General features: G+C 61.2%; 10 protein-coding genes and 2 pseudogenes. 10 read left to right on the top strand and 2 right to left on the bottom strand.

Annotation, left to right across the window (positions count from 1 at the left end):
- Positions 1 to 52: 52 nt before the first annotated feature.
- Both Q0R02_RS02390 and Q0R02_RS02385 read right to left on the bottom strand, forming a co-directional pair.
- Complete coding sequence (locus Q0R02_RS02390; RefSeq protein ID WP_293880481.1) at positions 53 to 1,471, bottom strand: ISNCY family transposase; 1,419 nt, start codon at positions 1,469 to 1,471, stop codon at positions 53 to 55.
- Between the two features lie 483 nt (positions 1,472 to 1,954).
- Complete coding sequence (locus Q0R02_RS02385; protein ID WP_293880480.1) at positions 1,955 to 2,746, bottom strand: DUF2285 domain-containing protein; 792 nt, start codon at positions 2,744 to 2,746, stop codon at positions 1,955 to 1,957.
- Positions 2,747 to 3,084: 338 nt separating this feature from the next.
- Between Q0R02_RS02385 and Q0R02_RS02380 the strand changes: the two genes are divergently transcribed.
- From Q0R02_RS02380 to Q0R02_RS02335, 10 genes and pseudogenes are all read left to right on the top strand, one after another.
- A complete protein-coding gene (locus Q0R02_RS02380; protein ID WP_293880479.1) occupies positions 3,085 to 3,780 on the top strand; it encodes a LuxR family transcriptional regulator in 696 nt (231 codons plus the stop codon).
- Positions 3,781 to 3,857: 77 nt separating this feature from the next.
- Positions 3,858 to 4,469, top strand: a complete 612-nt coding sequence (locus Q0R02_RS02375) for an acyl-homoserine-lactone synthase (RefSeq protein WP_293880478.1) — start codon at positions 3,858 to 3,860, stop codon at positions 4,467 to 4,469.
- 10 nt (positions 4,470 to 4,479) lie between these two features.
- A pseudogene (locus Q0R02_RS02370) lies at positions 4,480 to 5,325 on the top strand (phytanoyl-CoA dioxygenase family protein); the annotation flags it as partial.
- Positions 5,326 to 5,347: 22 nt separating this feature from the next.
- Positions 5,348 to 5,707: pseudogene (locus tag Q0R02_RS02365) on the top strand (conjugal transfer protein TrbE); the annotation flags it as partial.
- Between the two features lie 34 nt (positions 5,708 to 5,741).
- Positions 5,742 to 6,461, top strand: coding sequence for a P-type conjugative transfer protein TrbJ (trbJ, locus tag Q0R02_RS02360; protein WP_293880477.1), 720 nt, complete (start codon positions 5,742 to 5,744; stop codon positions 6,459 to 6,461).
- A 114-nt stretch (positions 6,462 to 6,575) separates the two neighbouring features.
- Positions 6,576 to 7,880, top strand: a complete 1,305-nt coding sequence (gene trbL / locus Q0R02_RS02355; RefSeq protein WP_293880475.1) for a P-type conjugative transfer protein TrbL — start codon at positions 6,576 to 6,578, stop codon at positions 7,878 to 7,880.
- A 4-nt stretch (positions 7,881 to 7,884) separates the two neighbouring features.
- A complete protein-coding gene (gene trbF, locus Q0R02_RS02350; RefSeq protein ID WP_293880473.1) occupies positions 7,885 to 8,712 on the top strand; it encodes a conjugal transfer protein TrbF in 828 nt (275 codons plus the stop codon).
- Positions 8,709 to 9,701: a P-type conjugative transfer protein TrbG gene (trbG, locus tag Q0R02_RS02345; protein WP_293880471.1), complete on the top strand. Its 993-nt coding sequence runs from the start codon at positions 8,709 to 8,711 to the stop codon at positions 9,699 to 9,701. Before trbF ends, trbG begins: the two co-directional genes overlap by 4 nt.
- Complete coding sequence (locus Q0R02_RS02340; protein ID WP_293880469.1) at positions 9,698 to 10,987, top strand: TrbI/VirB10 family protein; 1,290 nt, start codon at positions 9,698 to 9,700, stop codon at positions 10,985 to 10,987. The genes trbG and Q0R02_RS02340 overlap by 4 nt, the downstream gene beginning before the upstream one ends.
- 9 nt (positions 10,988 to 10,996) lie before the next feature.
- Positions 10,997 to 11,211, top strand: a 215-nt coding sequence (locus Q0R02_RS02335; RefSeq protein ID WP_293880467.1) for a DUF2274 domain-containing protein, incomplete at its 3' end; no start/stop codon positions are given.

Genomic DNA, 11,211 nt, shown 5'->3' with positions numbered 1-11,211 from the left:
CGGACCCGCCGCGCAGCGGTGGGCCCGGTCAGGAGCCTAACTGTCGCGCCGCTCATGTCGTTTTGACGTACTTGAGCGTGCCGCGCTCAAGCAGTTCTGCATCGCTGAGTCTGGGGCCACGCTTGAGCTTGGGACGACCCAACCGGCGTCGATCGATCTTCGATGCCACCTCGACCTCTGGGAACAGATGCGCGGGCTGGGACTGGCGAGCAGGGGCATCGTTGTTACGCTTTCGGTGATGCGGCAGGATTGCCTGTATCTGCTGCGCCAGCATCAGCGCCGCATCCAGGTGCTTGTTCTCCACGATCGAAGTTTGCTTGACCTGTCGCATCTTGTCGAACTGGCGATAGGGCAGGACATGGCCCTCATGCTCAACCTCCAGTCGGCCATCGGGATACTCGCACACCGTCACCCGCTTGCGCGCCAGCTTCCTTGCGATCTCGCCCGGCTCCAGAATGAACATCGCCTTGTTGTAATGCAGCGTCAGCGCTGCCGTCACCGTACGCTGCTCGCGCCACACCATGATCGAGCGCAGATCGTCACGCGCGGCCAGAGGGCGATGAAGGTCACGGCTGTCGAAGGCCGCGCGCGCGAAGCGCGCATTATGCTGAGCCATATAGCTTGCCAGAAAAGCATTTGCTTCACTGATGGTCGATAGACCTTCAAGCCGCATCGCCTTTACAAGGCGGTCCTGCAAGGTGGCGTTCGCTCGTTCCACGCGGCCCTTGGCCTGCGGTGAGTTGGCGCAGATCATCTCGATGTTCAGTGTCTCGAGCGCGCGCGTGAAATGCGTCATCCCGTCACCACGCGCGGCACTGGCCCGCGCGTTGCGGAACACGGTGTGCTTATCGGAATAAAAGGCCACCGGCTTGCCGTGCCGTTCGAGATACTCACGCGTCGCCTCCATATAGGAGAAGGTACTTTCGCTCTCGACCATCTTGAGGTGCATCAACTCGCTGGTCGCGTCGTCGATATAGACCAGCAGCGTGCATTGCGGCCCGCGATCTTCAAACCACCAATGCTTTGACCCATCGATCTGTATGAGCTCGCCACGGCAATCCCGACGATAGCGAGGCTGATACGGGCGCGGGCGGCGAGCTTGACGATCCTTCCAGATGCCAGCCTCAATCATGATCTGCCGCAACTTCTCTCTCGAAATGCGGACATCATGTCGCTCGGCTAAATACTCCGCCGCCAAGGTGGGACCAAAATCATGATAATGGATCCGAACCAAGGCGACAATCCGGTCTCGGAGTGCATCGTCCAGTCGCCGGTTGCTGGGTTGACCGCGTCTGCGCGACACAAGCCCGGACGATCCATCATCGAGATAACGTAACAGCAGTCGATGCGCATGGCGTCGACTGACACCCATAAGCCGCGCGGCTTCCGTGACAGTCATGCGGCCTGATACCACGTGCATCAGCGTCTCAACCCGCGAAAGCTCCTCGGTACTCATATGCAACACCGCCATGCCAAATACCTCCGAACAGTCGGAGGGCACGGTAGCCCAAGTGAGACATCTCTATCTTGCGCGACTGTGACATTTGAACGTTGCTGCTACAAAATTTAAGTCCGATAATACATCTTATGTTGAATGGTGCCAATGTGTTGGCGAAGCGCGTGCGCGACGCCATGGCTCAACCGTCCCGTGTCAGCCAGCCGACGACAATCCTCTCAAAATCAACATATGGAATCTTCTTGGAATCAAACTCCAATGCGGCTGCGAGCGTTGGCAAGTCCCCGACGAATTGTTCATAAAGCTTGACGACTTTGTCACCGCTTGAACCTGCCGTCTTGAAACATTTGCGAGCCAGTCCCAGGTTTCACGTACTGCCTCCGTGGCCTTTCCGTCGTCGGCGTGGATATCTATCCCCCCGCCTGGAAAACGGCCCGCCCCAAAAAGCATGGCCGTAGGGTCGCGAAATATATCCACTTTACCAAGGACAATCATCAGTCATCGTCGTTGAAACCACTGAAAATGGGCACCGTCGCGCAAGCGCTGCTGCGCTTTGCGAACGAGCCGCTGCACGCGGAGCCGAACGGCATCGCCTTCGCTGCGCCAGCGCCTGTCCAGGATCAAGGCTCCGAACAGCGCACGCGCGATGTCTTGGTGAGTGGCGCCCGCTGCGATGGCATCAGCAACACGCAATTCCTGAATCCAACGGTCTGCAAGCCGCTCGACTTTCAGTAGCTTTCTCGGAATGCTACCGGTCAGGATCAGTGGCACCAGCCGACGCAAGGTCATCAGCGGCTCGCTTATTTTGGATATCCCGGACAGTCGATACGCAAGCTGCATCCGCCCGCCGAGCAGCGTGCCACGCGCAATATCGAGCCGCACCATTGCGACACCATCGCTGAGCAGCAAATGTTCGCGATTTTCCGGATCGACCGCCAACGTCACGAGGCTCGCAATCTCAAGCAGATCAATCCCCTCTCCCGGTGCGGGATCGATCGGCAGGATATCCGCCAGCACCACTGTGCCGTCGATTTCCGCAAGCCAGATCGGCCGGGCCGACCCTGCGGGCAAGCCAGGGTCTTCAAGTTCGGCCAGGCTGAAACGTTCGGCAGCGCTATAGCTTCCGGTGGTAATGCAGGCCCATTCGTCCCAGGTCTGCCGGTACGCTGGACCGCGCCTGAGCCATTCCCAAGCAAAAGCGCCCCGCTCCATGCCCGACAGGAATCTGTACTCATCAGCGATGCGCCAGTCGGGAAGGCCCAATTCGGGGTCGTCGCGGTCAGGAACCACAGTCCGACGCGATTCCTGCCAAATGACGGATCGACAATATTTTCCAGTATGAAACCATTATTTGGAAACACCCGAATAGCGTCGATTCTGCGTTTGAAATATATTTGCAATATATTCATAAATCGCAGTATTGAAAGTGCAGGCACTGGCGGATTGTCTTGACCTGGGACTTTCGGACAATGCTGTTATCGCACGTGCTGAGGCGGCGTGAGAACCGAAGTGCTTGGCGCGTGACCAGGGGCGGCGGCCGGTGTCTATGAGGCAACACTGGCAAGTTCGCAGTATTTGCGATGATTGCGATCGCTGATATCAATGAGTTCGCCCGACGCATTGGTCTGGTGACTGATTTCGACTCGCTTGCCGTGGTCCTCGGCGCGATAACCGTGACACTGGGATGTCGCTACTTTGCGCTGACTCATCATGTCGATTTTGCGAACAAACCCTCAGGCACCGTTCGCATTCATAACTACCCCCATGCCTGGGAGGTCTGGTTCGATGCACATGGTCTCGGTATTTCCGATCCCGTCCATCGTGCCAGCCACAAGCTCTCGCGAGGATTTCGCTGGAGCGAGGCGCGCACGCTGCTTCCGTTCGCCGCCAAGGACCAGGCGATCCTTGATGCCGCGTTGGCTCATGGCATCGGTGACGGTTTCACCGTTCCCTCTAACATTCCCGGTCAGTTGCTCGGGTCGTGCACGTTTGCGACAACCCCGGAATGTGCGATTTCGGATGATAACATTCCAGCCGCGCAAGTCCTCGGCCTGCTGGCTTTCGATAAACCGTGCGCGCTCACAAACACGCGAATAGCAAGGGTCGCTCCTGCGCTTACGCCCCGGCAGCGCGAAGTCGTCATGCTGGTTGCGCGCGGCAAATCGGACTGGGAAATCGCGATCATCCTGGCAATCAGCCATGGCACGGCCACGGGTCATGTCCGCGAGGCGCGTCAGCGTTATGGAACTTCGAACCGCATTCTGCTTGCGGTTCGAGCTATTGCGGATGGAACCATAAGCGTACATGAGATCATCGGCCTCTAACACCCCCAGTTCTTGGTGTAGCTGCAGAGAGGTTTGCGTGATCAATAGGCGTCCTCTTCATTTTAGGAGGACATCCAATGATTTCGGTCGTCAACGGTGCCAACCGCGAACAGGAGCATGTCGTACTCCGCGCGATGTTCGAAGCGCGCAAGAGCGTGTTCATCGATCTGCTGAAATGGGACATCCCAGCGCTCGCCGGTCGATACGAGATCGACCATTTCGACAATCCGCATGCCTCTTATCTCATTCTGGCCGATCCCGACGGTCGTCACCGCGCCTCAGCGCGGCTGCTGCCGACGATCCGACCGGGCATCCTCGATACCCTTTTCCCCGAACTGTGCGAAGGCGAACTGCCATCGGGACCGTCCGTCTTCGAAATCACCCGTTTCTGTCTTTCACGCGACATGCGGGCACCGGAACGCCGCCTGTACCGCAACAGGCTCGTTACTGCGCTTGCTCAATATGCTCGGGACAATGAGATCGTCACCTACACGGGCGTTGCCGACATGGCCTGGACCAGCCAGATACTCGGATTCGGCTGGGACTGCGCGCCGCTTGGTCTTCCGCTCCGTTACAAATGTGGCCAGTTGTGCGCCATCCGCATCGATATTGCTGCGGACACGATCGGGAGGCTGAAGCAGACCGGGGTCTACGAAGAGTGCACCGCTTTCATGCAACTTGCTGACTGAGGAGCGTATCATGGCAAATCCTGAGGTTCAGACGGCATGTGCAACGCAAGCCAATCCGGACGTCGATCGACTTTTGTATGATGGTTTTTCCATCCATCGATCGCTCGTTTCGGATCGGGCGATAAAGGCCGTTAGCGCCGACCTTTTTTCGCAGTTCGAGAAGACACCATTCTGTTCGGGCGATTTTTACGGAAGCCGGACAAAACGGTTCGGACGGCTGCTGACGCGGTCGCCTTCCGTCTCCGATCTCGTCCTGCATCCCACGGTTCTCGCCATAGCGCAAACCGTGCTCGGGCCGTGGTGCGACACCATTCAGCTCAACCTGACGCAGGCCATAGAAGTCCACCCGGGCGCGCTTGCGCAGATGGCGCACCGGGATCAGGATATGTGGTGTGGCGATATTGGCGTCCGCGAATATCTGATCAACGTGATCTGGCCGCTCGATCCTTTCCGCGCCGAAAATGGGGCCACGCTTATCTGGCCCGGAAGCCACGGCGCTATGGCTGTCAACGAGGACCCCCCGGGGGCGGCGCCCATCGTTGCTGCATGCGATCCAGGCGATGCGATCATATTTCTGGGGTCGACGCTTCACGGTGCGGGTGCCAACGTATGTCGCACCAGCCGCCGCGCCATTATCGTCAGCTATGCGCTCGGCTGGCTCAAACCCTATGAAAATCAGTGGCTCGCCTATCCGCCCGCCATCGCGCGTCACTTTTCACCAGAACTGGCCGGCCTGGTGGGCTATCGGCAGCATCGCCCCAATCTCGGCAATTACGAGGGCCAGTGTCCCTCGGTGCTCTTGCAGGACTCTGTCGCTTCGCAGCTCGGTGCGATCGATGCGTTGCGCCCCGATCAGACAGCACTTCTGGCCGCGCATGTCACTGCCGGGGCATGTTTACGCCAATGTCCGCCAACCGCTCGTCCACACGCTCAATCTTGCCCATCTGATGCCGCTGTCTTCGGTCTGGGCCGGACCGGTCGGGAACGCACATCTCGACGGCCCGCCGCTGCTCTATGCCGAAACCTGCGGCTCGACGCCGTTTCGGCTGTCGACCCATGTCGGCGACGTTGGCCATATGCTCATCGTCGGGCCGACGGGCGCGGGCAAATCGGTGCTGCTGGCGATGCTGGCGCTCCAGTTCCGACGTTATCCGCGAAACCGCATCTTCATCTTCGACAAAGGTCTGTCGGCCCGCGCCGCGGTGCTCGCCATGGGCGGTGCACATCATGCGCTGGGCCTCGCAGCACCCCCTCAATCAAAGGAAACGACCAATGACCCGGAACTATGCGCTCGCCTTACTTGCCTCGATATCGATTGGCGTCACCGCCGGGCCGATCCCGGCGATCGCTGCGCTGCCGGTGTTCGATCCGAGCAATTATGCCCAGAACCTGCTGATCGCCGCCCGCACGCTGCAACAGATCAACAATCAGATCCGGTCATTGCAGAACGAAGCGACCATGCTCAGCAATCAGGCGCGCAACCTGACACGGATCGGTTTTCCGCAGATCCAGCAGCTGACCCAGGCGTTGCAGTCGATCGACACGCTGATGAACCGAGCCACCAATGTCACCTTCAGCGTCAGCCAGGCCGATGCGCAGGCGCGCGCGCTGTTCCCGGGGCTGTCCAACCTACTGACATTGACCGGTCAGCGCGTCGTCGATGCTCGGCAGCGCTACGATGCCGCGATGGCCGGCTTTCGCCAGTCGATGAGCGTTCAGTCGCAGGTCGTCACCAACGTCCAGAGCGATGCGCAGACCATGAACGACATCGTTAATCGCAGCCAGAATGCCGATGGTGCGCTGCAGGCGCAACAGGCGACCAACCAGTTGTTGGCGCTGACCGCAAAGCAGCAGTTCCAGCTGCAGACGCTGATGGCCGCACAGTATCGCAGCGAGGCGATCGAGCGCGCGCGTCAGCTTCAGGCGGGCGAGGATGCGCGCGCCGCCACGACCAAATTTCTCGGTTCCGGCACGGCCTATACGCCCAGATAGGCAGGGCCGGTTCTGGCGAATGCGCGGAACTAGTTCCTCTGCGCCGCCGCCGGCCACGGGGTGTCATCGCCATTCGGGTACCCCGCGGTTTTTACCCAACGAGGACAATTCCACTTGAACGATCTCAACGTCATCGACGGCTTCATGGACAGTTTTGGCCGCTACATCGACAGCGGCTTCGGGCTAATCGGCGGTGACGTCGGTTTCCTGACCACCGTACTCATCGGCATTGACATCACGCTTGCAGGTCTGTTCTGGGCGCTCGGCGGCGAGGACGATGTTATCGGGCGCTTTCTGAAAAAGATCCTTTACGTCGGTGCCTTCGCCTTCATCATCACGCAGTTCGCAGCCCTCGCCAACATCATCTTCCAGTCGTTCGCCGGGCTGGGGCTGAAAGCGGGCGGCGGCGCGCTGAGCGCTGCCGATCTGCTGAAACCCGGCAAGCTCGCCGGCACTGGGTTCCAAGCGGCGTGGCCACTGCTGCAGCAGGCGTCTCAACTGACCGGCTTCACCAGCTTCTTCGATAATTTCCTGATGATCGCGGTGCTGCTGATCGCCTGGGTGATCGTCATCGCCGCCTTCTTCATCCTTGCGATCCAGCTGTTCATCACCATCATCGAGTCCAAGCTGACGACGCTGGCCGGCTTCGTGCTGATCCCGTTCTCGCTGTGGAACCGGACATCGTTCCTCGCCGAACGCGTGCTTGGCAATGTCGTGTCGTCAGGCATCAAGGTCATGGTCTTGGCCGTTATCGTCGGCATCGGCTCGAGCTTCTTTGCGCAATTCACCGGCGCGCTCGGCGGGCAGGAGCCCGACATCGGCCAGGCCATGAGCCTCGTGCTTGCAAGCCTTACCCTGTTCGGGCTCGGCATCTTCGGGCCCGGTATCGCCTCGGGGCTCGTCGCCGGCGCCCCGCAACTTGGTGCGGGCGCTGCCATCGGCACCGTTGGCGGCGTCGCCGCTGGCGCTGCGATCGGGGCAGGGGCTGTGTCAGGCCTCGCCCGCAGCGCAGGCAGCGCCGGTCTCGGTGCCATCCGAGCGGGGACGTCGATGGGATCGGCGGCTTCGACTGCGTACACGCTCGGTCAGGAAACCGCTGGCTCGACGAGTGTCGGGGCAGGGCTCGGCGGCGTTGCCAGTGCAGCGCGCGATACCGCATCGAGCGCGGTCGGCAATGCGCTTGGCCTCGGCGAAGCCGCAGCGCGCGGCCGTCAGGCCGCGTTCGACGCCGGATCGTCATCGCCATTGTCGGCAACGACGGGTGTATCACCCACAGGCGACGGCCCGCCCGTCTGGGCGCAGCAATTGCGCGCCGAACAGGCAGCCCGTCACAATCGCCAGGTCGCCTATCATGCCGTCAAGGAGGGCGACCGTGGCGGCGCATCCGCAACCCCCGACATCAGCGAAAGAGAGGATTGACCCGATGGCCTTCAAACGCGCCGTCCAGCGCTACGGACGAACTCCCGAACCCGAGACGCCCTTCCAGCGCGCCGGCCAGATGTGGGACGACCGCATCGGCTCGGCCCGGGTCCAGGCGCGCAACTGGCGGATCATGGCATTGGGCGGCTTGCTGCTCTCGACTGGTCTATCGGGCGGGCTGATCTGGCAATCGCTGCAGAGCCGGGTGACACCCTATGTCGTCGAGGTCGACAAGCTCGGCGAAACACTGGCACTGGCCCCAGCCTCTGCCGATTTTCAGCCGACCGATCCGCAGATTGCCTGGCACCTCGGCCGCTTCATCACGAACATCCGGGCGATCATGCTCGATTCCGTAGTCATGCGCGAGAACTGGGTGTCGGCGTATGATTTCGCGACACCGCGTGGCAGCCTGTTCCTCAGCGAATATGCCAGCAGCGCCGATCCCTTTGCCAACATCGGCGAGCGCACCGTGTCGGTTCAGGTGACCAGCGTCATCCGCGCATCCGATCGATCGTTCCAGGTGAAATGGATCGAGACGAGTTACGAGCGCGGCAGCCTTGCCTCCTCCGCGCACTGGACCGCGCTCGTCACGATTATCGTGCGAAGCCCACGCTCGGCCGAGACGCTGCGCAAGAACCCGCTCGGTCTCTATGTCGATGCGATCGACTGGAGTCGCGAGCTCGAAACGCCCGCGCCGGTGGCACCGGTCGTTGCGCCCTCACCTCCGCCCGCGGCAGCACCCGCCACTGTGCCTGCCGGGTCGCCGCTCGATCCCAACCTCAACGCCAACGGGTCATCGGTGCCCACATTGCCAGAAAGGTCACAGCCATGAGAATATATCTGATACCGTCGGCGTTCGCGATGCTGGCCTCGGCGGGCTTCGCGCAAACCGCGCCGAAACCAGCGCCGGTGACGAGTAAATCGGCAGCGGCCCTCGGTAGCCCGGTTGCCAAAGCGCCAGTCATGCCCGTTCCCGTTGTCAGCATTTTGTCCGTCGTCCCACCAACGGTCCAGCGGCATGCCATCCGGCATCGTCGGTCTAATCCATCGGCGGGCCGCGTCGATGCCGCCAATCGTGCGGCGCTGATGGAGCCCAAGGCCAGCGGTTACAGCAATGCCGTCCAGGTCTACCCTTGGAGCGAGGGCGCGCTGTATCGACTGTTTGCCGCACCCGAGCGCGTTGGCGATATCGCGTTGCAGCCCGGCGAAGCACTGGTGTCAGTGGCGGCGGGAGACACCGTCCGCTGGATCGTCGGCGATACGACGAGCGGGGCAGGGGGCGACAAGCGCACCCACATCCTGATCAAGCCTTCGGCGGCGGGCCTCAAGACCAATCTCGTCATCGCGACCGATCGCCGCACCTATCATCTCCAACTCGAAAGCACGGCGGCGACCTCGATGTCGGCGATCTCCTGGACCTATCCGGAAAATTCGTTGCTCGCGCTTCGCGGCAACCGCGATGGCACCGCCGAACGGGTATCGGTGAGCACGGGTCTCTCGGTCCAGAATCTGCGGTTCGGCTATACGATCTCGGGCGACAATCCTGCCTGGCGACCGATCCGAGCCTTCGATGACGGACGCCAGACCTTCATCGCCTTTCCAGCCAGCCTGACTGTTGGCGAAGCGCCACCACTGTTCATTCGTGGGAGCAAGGGTGAGGCCGAGCTTGTCAACTATCGGGTCAGCGGCACCTATTATGTCGTCGACCGGCTGTTCGATGTCGCCGAACTGCGGCTCGGCACCAGGCACCAGCAGATCGTTACGATCAGCCGCGATAACAATGCTGGCGACCGGCGGCGCGGCAAGCGGAGGGCGTCATGACCAACGCGCAAAAACCCGATGGTCCCAAGGGCCCGGTTCCGTCTGTCGATGACAAGTCCGCAACAGTCGAAACGCAACCAGGCGAGAAAAAGCAGGACGAGCCAAAGTCGCCGCCGAAAATGGACGCCGAACTGGCGAACTTGCGCGGTCAACCGGCGAAGGTCGAACGATTCAAGCGCAGTGCGATCATTGGCGCCAGTGGTGGTACTGCGCTGTTTATTGCGTGTGTCGCGTGGATAGCACTGTCGCACCATACGCCGTCGCTGGTGACGACTGCCGATCGTGGCGATGTCGATGCCAAGGGCACGTCAGAGGCACTCGCCGGTCTCGCGGCAACCTATGATAAGGTGCCAAAGCTCGGCCCGGCGCTGCCGGGCGATCTCGGCAAGCCGATCCTCGATCATGAGCGCGGTCTCGACGGCATGGCGCCTCTGCAAACGACCATGCCGTCGCAGGCCGATCAGGCGGCCGAAACCGAACGTCAAAGACTGATGGCCGCGCAAATGTCGGCGCGGACGTCCGCCGTCATGATCACAACCCAGAATGGCACTCGCGCGGCCGAAGCGACAACGCCGACGTCGACAGCATCTGCTGGCGCAGGCCAACCCGCTAAGATCGCAATCGACGCAGATCACGATCCCAATGCCCAGCAGCGCAAGGCCGATTTCGTCGGTGCAAGCGATCGGGGCGGGGACGTCAATCCGCATGCGCTTACAGCGCCCCTATCGCCTTATACGCTGTCCGCCGGCAGCGTCGTTGCCGCCAGTCTGATCACCGGTTTGCGGTCAGATTTGCCCGGGCTAGTGACGGCGCAGGTGACCGAACGCGTTTATGACAGCGCCACCGGACAGATCTTGCTGATCCCGCAAGGGGCAAGGCTGATCGGGAGCTATGACAGCGTCGTTGCGTTCGGCCAGCGCCGGGCGCTCGTTGTCTGGCAGCGCATTGTCATGCCGAACGGTAGCTCGCTCGCCATCGATAACGTGCCCGCGAGCGATGCATCGGGCTATGCTGGTCTGGCCGATAAGGTTGATTTCCACAGCTGGACGCTTCTGAAAGGCGTGGTGATGTCGACAATCCTCGGCGTCGGCTCGGGGCTGACGTTCACCGGCGAAAGTGACCTCGTCCAGGCGATCCGGGAATCTACCCAGCAGAATGTCTCGCGTGCCGGCGACCAGATCACCTCGCGCAACCTTCAGATTCAGCCGACGATCACGATCCGACCTGGCGCGCCTGTGCGGCTTGTCGTTCACCGCGATCTGATACTAGCTCCATGGCACGAATAGGAGAATATGATGCCTACCCTCAAACTTGCCCGTTTGCCCGACCGGGTTCCGGTCAAACTGGCGCTTCATGTGCTTCCCGACCTTTACCAGGCTCTGACCGAATACGTCGTGATGTACGCGGAAGCCTATGGTGAGCAGGTTCGGGTGGAAGACCTCGTCCCGGCCATGCTAGCCAGCTTTCTCGAAAGCGACCGTGGGTTTGCGGCTGCCCGCGCGGAACGCGC

The organism is Sphingomonas sp. (assembly GCF_025353885.1).
In the GTDB taxonomy this organism is placed as follows: domain Bacteria; phylum Pseudomonadota; class Alphaproteobacteria; order Sphingomonadales; family Sphingomonadaceae; genus Sphingomonas_O.
The sequence above is the reverse complement of the archived record's forward strand: the minus strand, read 5'-3'. Positions and strand labels throughout refer to the sequence as shown.

Excerpts from the sequence above, each read along its gene's own strand:
- Q0R02_RS02390 (WP_293880481.1), bottom strand. The coding sequence starts at position 1,471 with ATGGCGGTGTTGCATATGAGTACCGAGGAGCTTTCGCGGGTTGAGACG.
- Q0R02_RS02375 (WP_293880478.1), top strand. The coding sequence starts at position 3,858 with ATGATTTCGGTCGTCAACGGTGCCAACCGCGAACAGGAGCATGTCGTA.
- trbJ (WP_293880477.1), top strand. The coding sequence starts at position 5,742 with ATGACCCGGAACTATGCGCTCGCCTTACTTGCCTCGATATCGATTGGC.
- trbF (WP_293880473.1), top strand. The coding sequence starts at position 7,885 with ATGGCCTTCAAACGCGCCGTCCAGCGCTACGGACGAACTCCCGAACCC.
- trbG (WP_293880471.1), top strand. The coding sequence starts at position 8,709 with ATGAGAATATATCTGATACCGTCGGCGTTCGCGATGCTGGCCTCGGCG.
- Q0R02_RS02340 (WP_293880469.1), top strand. The coding sequence starts at position 9,698 with ATGACCAACGCGCAAAAACCCGATGGTCCCAAGGGCCCGGTTCCGTCT.